The sequence below is a fragment of the Streptomyces sp. 4N124 genome (assembly GCF_052245395.1).
Taxonomy (GTDB): Bacteria; Actinomycetota; Actinomycetes; order Streptomycetales; family Streptomycetaceae; genus Streptomyces.
On record NZ_JBQQBS010000112.1, the window covers coordinates 1 to 14,929 of the forward strand.

The window sequence follows — 14,929 nt, forward strand, 5'->3', positions numbered from 1 at the left end:
GCCCGTTGGGGGTGCCCCCTCTGGGGGAGTTTGAGGACGAGGCCGTTCAGGCCGCAGCGGGGGTCTGGGGGCGCAGCCCCCAGGGATGGGACGGGTAGGGGCGGCGGGGGCGACAACGCCACGGCGGTCACCGCGGCGCAGGCCGCGTAACAACCGCCCGATATCAGTCTTCGGCATCCGCGGAGCCCTCCGCGGCGGCGTCCGCCCACTCAACAGAATCAACCGAGCCGCCCGATGTCGCTGCACCGCATACGGCTCCAACAACTCCAGCATCACGGAGTCATCCGCATCCCGATCCCCCGCCAGCGCCCACCCCACGATCCCCGGCAAATGCAGATCCCCCACCGTCACCGCATCCGCCGCCCCATGACTGCGCTGCACGGTCTCCGCCGACGTCCACGGCCCCACCCCCGGCACCACCTCCAACCGAGCCTGCGCCGCCTCCGCCGACATCCCCACCGCTTCCTCCAGCCGCGCAGCCACCCGCACGGCCCGAAGAATCGTCGACGCCCGCTTGTTGTCGACCCCGGCCCGATGCCACTCCCACGACGGAATCAACGCCCACGTCCGCGCCGCCGGCATCACCCACATCCGCCCACCGACCGGCCCCGGCGCCGGCTCCCCGTACTTCCGCACCAGAATCCGCCACGCCCGATATGCCTCCCCGGTCGTGACCTTCTGCTCCAGAATCGACGGAATCAACGACTCCACCACCAGCCCGGTCCGCGTCAGCCGCAGCCCCGGCCGCCGATGCCGAGCCAACGCCACCAGCCGATGCCGCGGCTCGAAGACGGACGGATCGTCGGCACCCCCGACCAACTCGGGCAACCGCTCCAGCAGCCACTCGGCCCCCGGCCCCCACGCCTGACCACACACCTCACCGCCACGCACCGCGACCCGCAACGTCCCGGGCCCCACGGGCGTAAGCGTGGCCCGCCACACGGACCCGTCCGCCGCCGCCCGAAACGTCGGATCCCCCGCCCCTCGCCGCAACGGCCCCAGCACCAGCCCAAGATCGACCGGCCCATCCGGCACATACGTCCGTACCCGACCCGGCGCCACAGCCTGCCGCGGCACACCCCCACCCCCGGGCACGGCGACATGCCCACCGCGCACGGTCGTACGGGTGGGCCGGGGAGCGAAACGTCCTGCCACGGATGAGGTCCTAGGGGGTGAGGGAGAGGCGCTACGAGACTAGGCGGTATACGACAACGACGTGGGGACAACGCCCCAGGGGCGCGGGGAACTGCGCGACCAGCCCTATCGGACCCGCAGCCGCCCGCGAATCTTCACCCCCCGAGCCATAGGCACCCGGCCCCAGCGGAGCGTCACCGCACCTCGATGAACGCCCCCGCATCCCGCTCCGCCCGAGGCCGCGGCTCCTCCGCCGGATGACCGACCGCCACCGCGCCCATCGGATCCCAGTGCTCCGGCAGCCCGAGCACCTCCCGCACGACATCCCGGCAGAACATCGTCGACGACACCCACGCCGACCCCAGCCGTTCCCCGGCCAGCGCCACCAGGAAGTTCTGCACACCGGCCCCGGCCGCGACCACGAACATCTCCCGCTCGGCCCCGTCCCGCCGCACGTCCCCGTACGTGTGCGACCCGTCCATCACCAGGCAAGGCACCACCAGATACGGCGCGTTCCGCAGTACGTCCCCCCGCCGCACCCGCTTCGCGATGGACTCCTCGCTCTTCCCGTCCCGCCGCAGATCGGCGATCCACGCGTCCCGCATGGCATCCAGCAACTCGGCCCGGGACTCCGCCGACTCCAGCAGTACGAACCGCCAGGGCGTGGTGTGGTGCGGCGCCGGCGCGGTCACCGCCGCGGCGACCGCCCGTCGCACCGCACCGGCGTCCACCGGCTCGTCCGTGAAGGCCCGCACCGTGCGCCGCTGAGTCACCGCCTCCCGCACCGCCTCGGACGTGCCCAGCCGGAACATGTCGTCGCGCGCGCCGCGCACCATGGCCCGCGCCCCCTCCCCGTCGTCCTCGGCGACCACGTGCGCCAGCCCGCGCAAGACGGCGACGGGCAGCCCGGCGGCCTTGCCCTTGACCAGGTCTCCGGCGGCGGCCAGTTCGTCCGCCGTCGCCACGACGGTCGCGCTGAGCGGATTGCCGTACGCGTCCGTCCCTCCACGCAGATCGTCCAGCACCCGCACACCCGCCGCACCGATCGCGACGTCCGTGAGCCCCGTACGCCACGGCCGGCCGAAGGTGTCGGTGACGACGACTCCGACGGCGACGCCGAGGGCGTCCCGCAGCCCGTCGCGGATCGCGCGCGCGGACGCGTCCGGGTCCTCGGGCAGCAACAGCACTGTCCCGGAAGGGGTGTTGGAGGCATCGACCCCGGCAGCGGCCATCACAAGCCCCTGCCGGTTCTCGACGATCCGCAACGGTCCGCGCCGCGCCACGATCCGTATGGTCTCGGCGTCGATGGCGGCCTCCCGGTCGTCGGCCGCCACCACCCGTCCCTCCGCCTTGGACACGATCTTCGAGGTGACGAGCAGTACGTCCCCGTCGGCCAGCCCGGGTTCGGCGGCGGCGATCAGCTTGGCGAGGTCGTCGCCCGCGGCCACCTCGGGAAGGCCGGGAACGGCCCAGACCCGGTAGCCGTCGTCAGGTGCCGTGCTCATGCCGCGTGAACCTCCGCCGCCATGGCCAGCGCCTCCCGGGCCATCTGCGTGGCCGCGTCGAGGTCGGTCATCATCAGCGGCACGGCCCGGCAGCGGATGCCCGCCGCCTCGACGCGCTCGACGGACGCCGCGTCGACGGTGTCGACCAGCCAGCCGTCCAGCAGGCCCGAGCCGTAGTGCTCGGCGACCGCCGCGGCCGTCGACTCGACGCCGACCGCCGCGAGCACCTTGTCCGCCATGCCCCGCACGGGCGCGTCCCCGACGATGGGGGACAGGCCCACGACCGGCACCCCGGCGTCGGCGATGGCCTCGCGGATGCCGGGCACGGCGAGGATCGTGCCGACCGACACGACGGGGTTGGACGGCGGGAAGAGGATGACGTCCGCCTCGGCGATCGCCTCCAGGACCCCCGGCGCCGGCTTGGACTGTTCCGCGCCCACCGGCACGACCGCCTCGGCCGGCACCGACGCCCGCAGCCGTACCCAGTACTCCTGGAAGTGGATGGCCTTGCGCTCACCGTCGATCTCGACGGCCACATGCGTCTCGACCCGGTCGTCGGTCATGGGGATCAGCCGGACGCCCGGCTTCCAGCGATCGCACAGCGCCTCGGTCACCGCGCTCAGCGGATACCCGGCGCCGAGCATCTGCGTCCGCACGATGTGCGTGGCGAAGTCCCGGTCACCGAGCCCGAACCACTCGGGCCCGACGCCGTACGCCGCGAGCTCCTCCTTGAGATGGAAGGTCTCGTCGGCCCGGCCCCAGCCCTGCTCCTCGTTGATGCCGCCGCCGAGCGTGTACATCACCGTGTCGAGGTCCGGGCAGACCTTCAGGCCGAAGAGGTGGATGTCGTCCCCGGTGTTGCCGATGACCGTGATGTCCGCGTCCGGCACGGCCTGCATCAGACCGCGCAGGAACCGGGCACCACCGATGCCGCCTGCCAGAACCACAATGCGCATGGGAATCAGTGTTGCAGGCGGGTACGACAACGGGGCAGGCGGTTACGAGACCGGAGCGGCCGCTATGCACTGGGCGCTGTGCATCGGCATCTCGGTGAGGCCCGGGAAATAGACGTGCAGGCTGACCGCGGGCTCCAGCGCGTCGTTGACCACCTCGTGGACGTACCCCGGCGCGAACACCCTCTGCGCACCCGCCGCCAACGCGCGCGTGCCGCGCTCCGTGTGCTCGGTCAGCGTGCCGTCGAGGACGGTCAGCACGCCGGAGGACGGGCCGTGGTCGTGCCGCCCGCTGCCCTGGCCGGGCACCCAGGACAGCAGCCACACCTCGTATCCGGGGCCGGTGCGCAGCCGGTGGTACCAGCGGGAGGTGGCGTCGTACTGGACGAGGTGTTCCCACTGGGAGCGGTCGGCGGCGATGGAGCGGGCCAGACCGACGAAGTCGGCGACGGTGGCCGGGTGCTCGCGCGGTGCCCGCAGAAGGTGCGTGACTTCGAGGATGTCGCCGGCGATCTGGAGGTCGCTGTCGCTGTACATGGGTGCGGTGGTTCCTCGTCGGAAGAGAAGAGCGGAGAGTGGAGCGGCGGAGGCGAGGGGAACAACAGCCGAGTCCGACGGGCGTGAAAGCCGGTCCGATGGACTCAGGGGCAGCCGGAGCGCGTGAGGCTCAACAGCAGGAACAGCAACAACAGCGGGCGCGGGCAGCACCGAGGGACCCGGCGGTGCGGGTCGAGGTGAGTGCCAAGTGCGCGAGCATGCCCACAAGGACAGCGGTTGACACCTCGCACTGTCAACTCGGCGCCCGGTATCTGGGACGCGGTTCACCTCATCCGGTTCATCCCCGTGACGAAAGGTTTGTGCACGGGGCGGCTGGGACACATGGCGCACAACCGGGCGCACAAACCTCGATGCGATCCCGTGATCGGACTGTGATCCGGATCGATTCGAGCGTGTGTCGGAACGGGATCGATGTTCCGGGCGTCCTTCTCCGTACAGGCTCTGCGCGGGGGTGGAGGCCCTCCGGGGCCTCATCTGCTTGTCAAGGTTTAGGACGATTTGAACACTTTCCGCTAGGCCTTGGTTCCGCAGAGTGAATAAGGGGCTCAATAGCAGATCTCGGCTTGACTCGCCCGGAGCAGCACACTTGTAATTTCACTCGTGTCGTTCAGCCGAAATCGGTAACGGCTACATCACGGGGACGCGAAAGACTGACGAGGGGCGCACATGACCGAGCTGGTGCAGCAACTGCTGGTCGACGACGCGGACGAGGAACTCGGCTGGCAGGAGCGCGCGCTGTGCGCCCAGACCGACCCCGAGTCCTTCTTCCCTGAGAAGGGCGGCTCCACCCGCGAGGCCAAGAAGGTCTGTCTCGCCTGCGAGGTCCGCTCCGAGTGCCTCGAGTACGCCCTCGCCAACGACGAGCGGTTCGGCATCTGGGGCGGTCTGTCCGAGCGTGAACGACGTCGGCTGAAGAAGGCCGCCGTCTGACCGGACGGTAAGCATCCCTTTCGTACATATGTGACGAACGGCCCGTTGCAGGTGGGTTATCCACAGGCGGCGGGCCGACGTCATGCCCAGCCGATAGTGTGGTCGCTCGTCCGAGACGTCCCGCTGCCCCCTGTGGGCACAGGTGTCCACCGCAGTCCATCGAACCGGGGCCCGTACCTCGATGTCCGTGCACAGTCATACGGCAGCCCACCAAGACGCCGCTGCCACGCCTGAGTTTCCGCGTCATGTAGTGACAGCGGTGCTCGTCTCCCATGACGGCGCCCGCTGGCTGCCCGACGCGCTCGCCGGGCTGCTCGGCCAGGAGCGCCCCGTTCAGTACGCCATGGCGGCCGACACCGGCAGCGCGGACCACTCCGCCCAACTGCTCACCGACTCCCTCGGCGCCGACCGTGTGCTGCATCTCGCCCGTCGCACCGGCTTCGGCCAGGCCGTCGAGGAGGCGGACCGCACCGCCCCCCTCCTCACCCCGGACGAGCTGCCGTATCTGAAGCGCCCGAGCGGCTGGGACCCCGTCACACGCACCTGGCGCGACGACGCGTACGACCTGCCCGAACTCCCTTACGGGGAGCCGGTGCAATGGCTGTGGCTGCTGCACGACGACTGCGCCCCGGAGCCGGACGCCCTGGCCCAGCTGCTGCGCGTCGTGGAGAACGAACACGAGCTCGGCCGCGACGACATCGCCGTCGTAGGCCCCAAGCTCCGCGGCTGGTACGACCGCCGGCAACTGCTCGAGGTCGGCGTCACCATCGCCAACTCCGGCCGCCGCTGGACCGGCCTGGACCGCCGCGAACAGGACCAGGGCCAGCACGACCACGTCCGGACCGTGCTGTCCGTGTCCACCGCAGGCATGCTCGTGCGGCGCGATGTCTTCGAGCAGCTCGGCGGGTTCGACCGCCGGCTGCCCCTGATGCGCGACGACGTCGACCTGTGCTGGCGCGCCCAGGCCGCCGGTCACCGCGTCCTCGTCGCCCCCGAGGCGGTCGTACGACACGCCGAGGCGGCCTCCCGTGAGCGCCGCACCGTCGACTGCGTGGGCCGTACGTCGGCCTCCCCGCACAAGGTCGACAAGGCCGGCGCCGTCTACACGCTGCTGGTCAACACGCGGACGGCCGTGCTGCCGTGGGTCCTGGTGCGGCTGGTGCTCGGCACCCTGCTGCGGACCGTCGCCTATCTCGTGGGCAAGGTCCCCGGACAGGCCCTCGACGAGATCCGGGGTCTGCTGTCGGTGCTGCTGCGGCCCGAGCGGATCATCGCCGGGCGGCGCAGGCGCGGCCGCCCGCAGATCGAGAAGGACGAACTGCGAGCGCTGTTCCCGCCGCCCGGCGCGACCGTGCGGGCCACCGTCGAGCAGGCCGCGGGCAGCCTCTTCCGCGACTCCGACCCCGAGACCGCCGCGGGCGCCGGGCGGCACGGCGGCGCGATCGAGTCCGGGCCCGGCGGGGACGACGCGGACTTCCTGGAAATAGAGCAGTTCGCGCGCCTGAAGCGGATCGCCCGCAACCCCGGCCCGATGCTCTTCCTGGTGCTGCTGTTCGTCTCGCTCATCGCCTGCCGCCAACTGCTCGGCGGCGGAGCGCTCGCGGGCGGTGCGCTGCTGCCCGCCCCGGCCGAAGCGAGCGAGCTGTGGTCGCGTTACCTGGACTCCTGGCACGGGGTGGGCGCCGGCGGCACCCCGTCCGCGCCGCCGTATCTCGCGTTCGTCGCCCTGCTGGCCTCCGCGCTGTTCGGCTCCACCGGGCTCGCGGTCACCGTTCTGCTGGTCTGCTCGGTGCCGCTGGCCGGTCTCGCCGCGTACTTCGCCTCCCGTCCGCTCGTCGAGTCGCGGCTGCTGCGCGCGTGGGCGGCCGTCGTCTACGCCTTCCTGCCCGCCGCCACCGGCGCGCTCGCGGGCGGCCGCATCGGTACGGCCGTCCTCGCGATCCTGCTGCCGCTCCTCGCGCGCGCGGGCATCGCGGCCAGCGGCCTGGCGAACGCCTCGGGGGCGCGCGGCAGTTGGCGCGCCACCTGGGCGTACGCCCTGCTGCTGACCGTCACCACCGCGTTCACGCCGATCGTGTGGCCCATCGCGCTGGTCCTCGGCATCGGCGTGCTGGCCGTGCGCCGCGCCGACATCACCGCCCACGGCCTGCGCTTCCTGGCCCAGCTCGGCACCCCCCTGCTGGTGCTCGCGCCCTGGTCGCTGACCCTGCTCCCGTCCGGCTTCTTCGAGGAAGCCGGACTGGAGTACGGCGCCTCGGCCGCCTCCGCCACCGATCTGCTCGGCGCCAGCCCCGGCGGGCCCGGCACGGTCAACGGGCTGATGCTCATCGGCATCGTGCTGGCCGCGCTGGCCGCCCTGATGCGCTCCCACCGTCAGTTCGGAATCTGGACGGCCTGGGCCGTGGCTCTGGTGGGCCTCGTCTTCGCGGTCCTGTCCAACAGCTCCACCTGGGCCGGCCCCGCGACCCTCGTCTACGGCATCGCGCTCCTCGCCGCCGCCGCGCTCGGTGCCGACGGGGCACGCGCGCGTGTCGCCGAGCAGAGCTTCGGCTGGCGTCAGCCGGTGGCCGCGCTGATCGCGTTCGCCTCGGCCGCGGGCCCGCTGCTCGTCGCCGCGGGCTGGATGATCAGCGGCGCGGACGGGCCGTTGGAGCGGCGCGACCCGGTGCAGGTGCCCGCGTTCGTCGCCGAGGAGAGCAACACCCGCGACCAGGCCCGCACCCTCGTCCTCGACAGCGACTCCGCGGCCCACGTCGGCTACATGCTCGTCCGCGGTTCCGGGGCACGGCTGGGTGACGGCGAATTGGCCGCGGCGGACGGCGAGAACGCGACGCTCGACAAGGTCGTCGCCAACCTCGTCGCCGGCTCCGGCGCCGATCAGTCCGACCAGCTCGGCAAGTTCGCCGTGCGCTATGTCCTCGTCCACAAGGGCGCGCCGCGCGAGGTGACCCGCGTTCTCGATGCCACGCCCGGGCTGTCCCGGCTGAGCCAGCAGGACGGCGGGGCGCTGTGGCGGGTCGACCAGCAGGTCTCCCGGGCGGCCATAGTCTCCGCGTCGGGCTCAGGGGGCGCGCAGTCCGTGGCCGCCGGGCCCGTGGAGATCCACACCACGATTCCGGCAGGCGCGGAGGGAAGGATCCTGCGGCTCGCCGACACCGCTGATGAGGGCTGGACGGCCACCCTGGACGGCGAGTCGCTGACGCGCAAGACGGTCGACGGATGGGCCCAGGGCTTCGAACTCCCCGCCTCCGGCGGGAAGCTGGACCTCACCTTCGACGCGCCGCTCACCCACACCGCCTGGCTGTGGGCCCAGGGCTTCCTCGCCGTCGTCCTCGTCGTCATGGCCCTGCCCGGCCGCCGCCGGGACGTCGACGACGACCTCCCGGAGGAGGCTGCGGTCGTCCCGGCCGAGGCCGTCTCGGGCGAGGGCCGCCGCGCCCGGCGCCTGCGCGCCCAGGCGGAGGCCGAAGAGGCGGACCAGGCCGAGGAGTTCCCGCCTCCTCCGCCACAGGAGCCCCCGGCAGCGATTCCGCAGCAGCAGCCGTACGGCGAGTGGGACTCGACCTACGCGGGCGCTCAGTACGGCGGCTATGACGGCGAGCAGTACCAGGGCGCCACCCAGCAGCAGTACCCGGATGGGTCGTACGGCCAGCAGTACCCGGCCGACCCGTACCCGGGCGGGCAGTACGACCCTTACGCGTACGGCGGTTCGGGCCAGCCGGGGTCCTACGACCAGCAGACGTACGGGCAGACCGCGTACGAGCAGGGCCAGGACGGGACCTATCACCAGGGCTACGACGCGACGTACGACCCGGCGCAGCCGTACCCGAACGGCAGTGAGCGCCCCGACGGGAGTCAGCAGTGAACCGCACCACCCTGTCCCTGATCGCCGGCGCCACCGCCCTCGCCGCCGTCACCGGATTCGCCGCGCTGACCGCGCCGGAGGCGACCGGCACGGACACCGCGAAGGCGGCGGCCGAACTGCCCGTGGAGCGCACGAGTCTGCTGTGTCCGGCGCCGAGCACATCGGATCTCGCCGAGACGTCGTACACGTCCTTCACGCCTGTCACGAAGGGCGCGGACGGCGAGGGCTCGGCCGAGCTGCGGTCCGCAGGGGAGGAGCAGGCCGGGGGCGAGGCGAAGGGCAAGAAGGCCGACAAGCCCGTCCTGGAGCCGAAGGAACCCGGGGCACCGGTCACCGGGGATGTCTCCGGCGCCGACTCACCCGCGCTGGTGGGCACGGCCGAGGGGAAGTTCGCGCCCGGGTGGACCGTGCAGGAGACCACGGAGGTCGGTGCGGGGACGGGGCGGGGGCTGCAGGGAGTCAACTGTTCCGCGCCGGACACGGACTTCTGGTTCCCCGGAGCCAGCACCGCGGCGGACCGTACCGACTATGTGCATCTGACGAACCCCGACGACTCCGCCGCGGTCGTCGACATCGAGCTGTACGGCAAGGACGGGGCGCTGGAGCCGACGGCGGGGGAGGGCATCACGGTTCAGCCGCACTCCAGTGAGCCGGTGCTGCTGTCGACGCTCACCGCGGACAAACAGACGAACGTGACCGTGCATGTGAACGTACGCAGCGGGCGGGTGGGCGCGGCGGTGCAGGCGCTGGACGAGAAGCTCGGTGGCGACTGGCTGTCCGCGACCACCGATCCGGCCAGCAGCCTGGTCCTGCCCGGCATCCCCAAGGACGCCACCGAGGTGCGGCTGATCGCCTTCACACCCGGTGACGCGGACGCCGACCTCAAGGTGCGGCTGGCGTCTCCGTCCGGGCTGATCACACCGGCCGGGAGCGAGACGCTGCACGTGAAGGCGGGCATGACCACGGCGGTCGACCTGGGCGACGTCACACGCGGGGAGGCGGGCTCGCTGGTGCTGACGCCGACCGATCAGTCCGTGCCGGTCGTGGCCGCCGTGCGGGTCGTACGGGGCAAGGGCGCCAAGCAGGAGACGGCGTTCATCCCGGCGACGAACCCGGTCGGCACGCGCGCGACGGTGGCCGACAACACGGAGAAGGGCTCCACACTGGCCCTCACCGCGCCCACCGGCACCGCGAAGGTCAAGGTCACCGCGTCGGCGGGGAGCGACGGGGGCACGGCGGTGTCGAAGACGTACACGATCAAGTCCGGCACGACACAGGACGTCGAGGCGCCGGTGCCGACCGGTGTGAAGGGCGCGTACGCCCTGACCGTGGAGACGGTCTCGGGAGCGCCGGTGTACGCGTCCCGGACCCTGGCGAGGACGGCGAACGGCCTCCCCGCCTTCACGGTCCAGACCCTGCCCGACGACAGGGGCATGGTGTCGGTGCCGGAGGCGGATGAGGACCTGGCGGTGCTGCAGAAGTAGGGGCCCGGAGCCTCGCTCCGGTTCAGTCCTCGCCGTACCGCGGATCGACCGTCTCCGGAGTCAGCCCGAGCAACTCGGCGACCTGTTCGACGACGACCTCGTGGACCAGCGCGGCCCGCTCGTCGCGCCCCTTCGTGCGGATCTCCACCGGTCGCCGGTAGATGACCACCCGCGCGTGCCGCCCGTCGCGTGCGGGGATCGTGCCGCCGAGCGGGACCGCCTCGTCGTTCCAGGCCCGTCCGGGGCCGTCGAGGCGTGGTACCTCGAGCACCAGGAAATCGATGTCGGCGAGCTGTGGCCACCGTCGTTCGAGACGCTCCACGGAGTCCTGCACCAGGTCGGCGAACGCCTCGGCACGGCTCGCTGCCAGCGGCACCTGCGGTGGCGCGATCGGGCCGCGCATGCCCCGGCCGTGGCGATCACGACGGCGGGGGCCGGAGCCGGCGGCGGGGGGCGGTACGGGGTTGTCCATCACTGGTGAAGCGTAGTCCCCGCCCGAGCCGGGTGCTCCGTGCCCACGCGGCGCCCGGCCACCCCGTACGCCATGCCGGAAGATGACCATTCCAGCCAAGGTTGGGCTCGATTCCGTATCTCTCCGCGACCGGCGATCTCAAGGCAATTGATGGGGTTTGTGCCGAGTCGTGACCGGATGCGGGTTCGGGTCGCTGTCCGGAAAGCGGTATCCGTGCAGGTCAGGAGGGTGTGTTCAGAGGGGCGTGTGGGGCGTTTCACAACACGACACGGCGGAGTGACCTGGTGGAGAGTCGTCGCGGCCCGCTCAAGAGTGCGGTACCGTCCAACGTCGTGAGCCCTGTACGTCGCTGTTCGCGAACCGCTTGCGGCCGACCCGCCGTTGCGACGCTGACGTACGTCTACGCCGACTCGACCGCGGTCCTCGGCCCGCTCGCCACCTACGCCGAACCCCACTGTTACGACCTGTGCGCCGAGCACTCCGAGCGCCTCACCGCACCCCGCGGCTGGGAGGTCGTACGACTCCTCGACGGCTCGGCTCCGGCGCGGCCCAGCGGCGACGATCTGGAAGCGCTTGCCAACGCCGTGCGCGAGGCGGCCCGGCCGCAGGAACGTGCCGCGCAGGCCGGTGGCGGTGGCCGCGGAGCGGACCCGATGGAGGTCGCCCGGCGGGGGCACCTGCGGGTGCTGCGTTCTCCCGACAACTGACGGTTTTGCCGACAGTCGACGGCTTCAGCCGGTTTCTCTGTGCGTGTCCCGTGTGCGTTCCCTGTGCGTTTCGTTGAGTGACGCACGCCCATTGACGCGAAGTTGTTGCGGACACGACCATTCCGGGAGCCCGTGAGAAATCGCTTTCGCATAGCGGAATCCGGGAGGCGCCCGTGTATGTCCAGGAACTGGAACCCGTCGCCGACTCGCTCGGTCTGTCCGCCCTCGTGGCGGCCCTGCCCCTTGTGATCGTCCTCGTCCTGCTCGGCGGCGTCCGCATGAAGGCGCATCTGGCGGGGCTCACGGGCCTCGTGGCGGCCGCCCTGGTCGCCTGGCTCGCGTACGGCATGCCGCTGGACCAGACGGTCTCCAGCGCCGCCCAGGGCGCCGTGTTCGGGCTCTTCCCGATTCTGTGGATCGTCGTCAACGCCCTGTGGGTGTACCGGATGACCGTCCGCACCCGCCATTTCGACATCCTGCGGCGGTCGTTCGGGCGGCTCTCCGACGACCCGCGCATCCAGGCGCTGGTCGTGGCCTTCTGCTTCGGTGCCCTGCTGGAGGCACTCGCCGGGTTCGGCGCACCCGTCGCCATCTGCTCGGTCATGCTCGTCGCGCTCGGCTTCGAGCCGGTGCGCGCGGCCGTCGTCGCGCTGGTCGCCAACACCGCGCCCGTGGCCTTCGGCGCGATGGGCACCCCGGTCGTGACGCTCGCTCAAGTCACCGGCCTGCCGCTGGACTCGGTGGCTTCCGTGGTGGGGCGTCAGACGCCGCTGCTGGCGCTCGTCGTGCCGCTCGTGCTGGTGTTCCTGGTGGACGGACGGCGCGGACTGCGGGAGACCTGGGTGCCCGCCCTGGTGTGCGGAATCGCCTTCGCCGTCGGCCAGTTCGTCGCCTCCAACTACGTCTCCGCGCAACTCGCCGACATCGGCGCCGCCTTGCTCGGCGCGGGCGCCCTGGTCGCCGTACCGCACGCGCGCGTGCCCGCCACCGAGTCCGTACGCACGTCCGTGCTGACCGGGGTGCGCAGCGAGGACCTGGATGTGGAGGATCCGCGGCCCGAAGTCGTCCGTGCCTACGCCCCGTACGCGCTGATCGTCGCCATCTTCTCCGTCGCCCAGATCCCGGCGGTCAAGGACTGGCTGGCCCAGGCGACACAGACGTACGACTGGCCCTTCCTGGACGTCGCGGGACCGGACGGCGAGCCGGTCGGCGGCAACGTCTTCACCTGGCCGCTCGTCTCCACCGGCGGGACGCTCGTGCTGCTGGCAGGTCTGTGCACCGCGGTCGTTCTCGGGGTGCACGCGCGCGTGGCGGTCAAGGAGTGGGCGGCCACCGTGCACGAACTGCGGTTCGCGATCCTGACCGTGACGTCCGTGCTGGCGCTCGCCTACGTCATGAACCTCTCCGGACAGGCCGCCACCATCGGCCACTTCGTGGCGGCGGCCGGGGCCGGGCTCGCCTTCCTGTCGCCCGTGCTCGGCTGGTTCGGCGTCGCCGTCTCCGGCTCGGACACATCGGCCAACGCGCTCTTCGGCGCCCTCCAGGTGACCGCGGCCCGGGAGTCGGGGCTGTCGCCCGAGTTGCTGGCCGCCGCCAACAGTTCGGGTGGTGTCCTCGGCAAGATGATCTCGCCGCAGAACCTCACCATCGCCTGCGCGGCCGTCGGACTCGCGGGCCGCGAAGGGGACATACTGCGCAAGGTGCTGCCCTGGAGTGTGGGGCTGCTGATGGTGATGTGCCTGATCGTGGTCGGCCAGAGTTCACCGGTGCTGGATTGGATGCTCCCCTGACCTCAGGTTACGGCTGGGAGTCCAGCTGGCCTCCGCACAGCGCATTGTCAGCGGGTACGGGTAGCTTGTGGTGACCGATAGGACTTTCAGGAGGGTTGGCCGTGTCTGCTGATCTGTCGCAGCTCGTGAAGGCGTACGACGTACGCGGGGTGGTCCCGGACCAATGGGACGAATCGCTGGCCGAGCTGTTCGGGGCCGCCTTCGTCCAGGTGACCGGGGCGAGCGCGATCGTGACCGGGCACGACATGCGGCCCTCGTCGCCGGGGCTGTCGGGCGCCTTCGCGCGCGGGGCGGCGGCGCGCGGTGCCGACGTGACCGAGATCGGCCTGTGCTCGACCGACCAGCTGTACTACGCGTCCGGCGCGTTCGACCTGCCGGGCGCCATGTTCACGGCCTCGCACAACCCGGCCCAGTACAACGGCATCAAGATGTGCCGGGCGGGCGCGGCCCCCGTCGGCCAGGACACCGGCCTCGGCGAGATCCGCGCACTGGTAGAGGGCTGGATGGACTCCGGCGCCCCGGAACCGGCGGCCACGACGGGAACGATCACGCAGCGGGACACGTTGGAGGACTACGCGGCTTACCTCCGCTCCCTCGTCGACCTGACCTCCATCCGCCCGCTGAAGGTCGTCGTCGACGCGGGCAACGGCATGGGCGGCCACACCGTGCCCACGGTCTTCGCCGGCCTGCCCCTGACCCTGGTGCCGATGTACTTCGAGCTGGACGGCACCTTCCCCAACCACGAGGCGAACCCGCTGGACCCGGCGAACATCGTCGACCTCCAGAAGCGCGTCCGTGACGAGTCCGCCGACCTCGGCATCGCCTTCGACGGCGACGCCGACCGCTGCTTCGTCGTCGACGAGCACGGCGACCCGGTCTCCCCGTCCGCCATCACCGCCCTCGTCGCCTCCCGCGAGCTGGCCAAGCACGGCGGCAAGGGCACGATCATCCACAACCTGATCACCTCCTGGTCGGTCCCGGAGGTCGTCAAGGAGAACGGCGGCACGCCGGTCCGCACCCGCGTGGGCCACTCCTTCATCAAGGCCGAGATGGCCAAGTCCGGCGCGATCTTCGGCGGCGAGCACTCCGCGCACTACTACTTCGCCGACTTCTGGAACGCCGACACGGGCATGCTCGCCGCCCTCCACGTCCTCGCCGCCCTCGGCGGCCAGGCCGGCACCCTCTCCGCCCTCGTCGCCCAGTACGACCGCTACGCCGGCTCCGGCGAGATCAACTCCACCGTCGACGACCAAACCGCCCGCCTCACCGCGATCCGCTCCGCCTACGAGGGCCGCGAAGGCGTAACCCTGGACGACCTCGACGGCCTCACGGTCACCGCCGCCGACTGGTGGTTCAACGTCCGCCCCTCCAACACGGAGCCTCTGCTCCGGCTGAACGCGGAGGCCCGCGACGAGGCGACGATGACGAAGGTCCGGGACGAGGCGCTGGGGATCATCAGAGGCTGAGGGCAGAGGGAAGCCATCCCGAGCCCCCACCCACCCCCTGGGGCCGCTCGCTTCTCGCACGCAGG

The 14,929-nt window shown here is 71.7% G+C and carries 10 protein-coding genes and 1 pseudogene; 6 read left to right on the plus strand and 5 right to left on the minus strand.

Going from position 1 to position 14,929, the window contains the following annotated elements:
* Window positions 1-150: 150 nt before the first annotated feature.
* The 4 genes and pseudogenes from ACTWQO_RS47570 to ACTWQO_RS47585 all read right to left on the minus strand — a co-directional run.
* A pseudogene (locus ACTWQO_RS47570) lies at window positions 151-1,155 on the minus strand (DNA-3-methyladenine glycosylase family protein); the annotation flags it as partial.
* 173 nt (window positions 1,156-1,328) lie between these two features.
* The gene (locus ACTWQO_RS47575) at window positions 1,329-2,639 is read right to left on the minus strand and encodes a coenzyme F420-0:L-glutamate ligase (protein WP_443243649.1); all 1,311 of its coding nucleotides are present in this window, start codon (window positions 2,637-2,639) and stop codon (window positions 1,329-1,331) included.
* Entirely contained in the window at window positions 2,636-3,595 is a 960-nt protein-coding gene (cofD, locus tag ACTWQO_RS47580; protein ID WP_443243650.1) for a 2-phospho-L-lactate transferase, read from the minus strand. Before cofD ends, ACTWQO_RS47575 begins: the two co-directional genes overlap by 4 nt.
* A 42-nt stretch (window positions 3,596-3,637) precedes the next feature.
* Window positions 3,638-4,129 (minus strand): cysteine dioxygenase, encoded by a 492-nt coding sequence (locus ACTWQO_RS47585; RefSeq protein WP_443243651.1) that lies wholly within the window; start codon window positions 4,127-4,129, stop codon window positions 3,638-3,640.
* 687 nt (window positions 4,130-4,816) lie between these two features.
* Here ACTWQO_RS47585 and ACTWQO_RS47590 point away from each other — a divergent pair.
* The 3 genes from ACTWQO_RS47590 (at window position 4,817) to ACTWQO_RS47600 (ending at window position 10,429) form a co-directional block, all read left to right on the plus strand.
* The gene (locus tag ACTWQO_RS47590) at window positions 4,817-5,080 is read left to right on the plus strand and encodes a WhiB family transcriptional regulator (RefSeq protein ID WP_003975777.1); all 264 of its coding nucleotides are present in this window, start codon (window positions 4,817-4,819) and stop codon (window positions 5,078-5,080) included.
* Window positions 5,081-5,261: 181 nt separating this feature from the next.
* Complete coding sequence (locus tag ACTWQO_RS47595) at window positions 5,262-8,945, plus strand: glycosyltransferase (protein ID WP_443243652.1); 3,684 nt, start codon at window positions 5,262-5,264, stop codon at window positions 8,943-8,945.
* Window positions 8,942-10,429, plus strand: a complete 1,488-nt coding sequence (locus tag ACTWQO_RS47600; protein WP_443243653.1) for a DUF5719 family protein — start codon at window positions 8,942-8,944, stop codon at window positions 10,427-10,429. The genes ACTWQO_RS47595 and ACTWQO_RS47600 overlap by 4 nt, the downstream gene beginning before the upstream one ends.
* A gap of 22 nt (window positions 10,430-10,451) precedes the next feature.
* Here ACTWQO_RS47600 and ACTWQO_RS47605 read toward each other — a convergent pair whose 3' ends face one another.
* Window positions 10,452-10,901: a metallopeptidase family protein gene (locus ACTWQO_RS47605; RefSeq protein WP_443243656.1), complete on the minus strand. Its 450-nt coding sequence runs from the start codon at window positions 10,899-10,901 to the stop codon at window positions 10,452-10,454.
* Window positions 10,902-11,185: 284 nt separating this feature from the next.
* On the opposite strand from ACTWQO_RS47605, the gene ACTWQO_RS47610 reads away from it, so the two are divergent.
* The 3 genes from ACTWQO_RS47610 to ACTWQO_RS47620 all read left to right on the plus strand — a co-directional run bounded on the left by ACTWQO_RS47610 (window position 11,186) and on the right by ACTWQO_RS47620 (window position 14,864).
* Window positions 11,186-11,608, plus strand: coding sequence for a DUF3499 domain-containing protein (locus ACTWQO_RS47610; RefSeq protein ID WP_059196228.1), 423 nt, complete (start codon window positions 11,186-11,188; stop codon window positions 11,606-11,608).
* Window positions 11,609-11,781: 173 nt separating this feature from the next.
* Entirely contained in the window at window positions 11,782-13,398 is a 1,617-nt protein-coding gene (locus ACTWQO_RS47615) for an L-lactate permease (protein ID WP_443243654.1), read from the plus strand.
* Between the two features lie 101 nt (window positions 13,399-13,499).
* A complete protein-coding gene (locus ACTWQO_RS47620; RefSeq protein WP_443243655.1) occupies window positions 13,500-14,864 on the plus strand; it encodes a phosphomannomutase/phosphoglucomutase in 1,365 nt (454 codons plus the stop codon).
* The last annotated feature ends 65 nt before the right edge of the window (window positions 14,865-14,929 follow it).

Bases quoted from the DNA above. Each gene is read 5' to 3' on its own strand.
- ACTWQO_RS47595 (WP_443243652.1), top strand. From the start codon at position 5,262: ATGTCCGTGCACAGTCATACGGCAGCCCACCAAGACGCCGCTGCCACG.
- cofD (WP_443243650.1), bottom strand. From the start codon at position 3,595: ATGCGCATTGTGGTTCTGGCAGGCGGCATCGGTGGTGCCCGGTTCCTG.
- ACTWQO_RS47585 (WP_443243651.1), bottom strand. From the start codon at position 4,129: ATGTACAGCGACAGCGACCTCCAGATCGCCGGCGACATCCTCGAAGTC.
- ACTWQO_RS47575 (WP_443243649.1), bottom strand. From the start codon at position 2,639: ATGAGCACGGCACCTGACGACGGCTACCGGGTCTGGGCCGTTCCCGGC.
- ACTWQO_RS47590 (WP_003975777.1), top strand. From the start codon at position 4,817: ATGACCGAGCTGGTGCAGCAACTGCTGGTCGACGACGCGGACGAGGAA.
- ACTWQO_RS47605 (WP_443243656.1), bottom strand. From the start codon at position 10,901: ATGGACAACCCCGTACCGCCCCCCGCCGCCGGCTCCGGCCCCCGCCGT.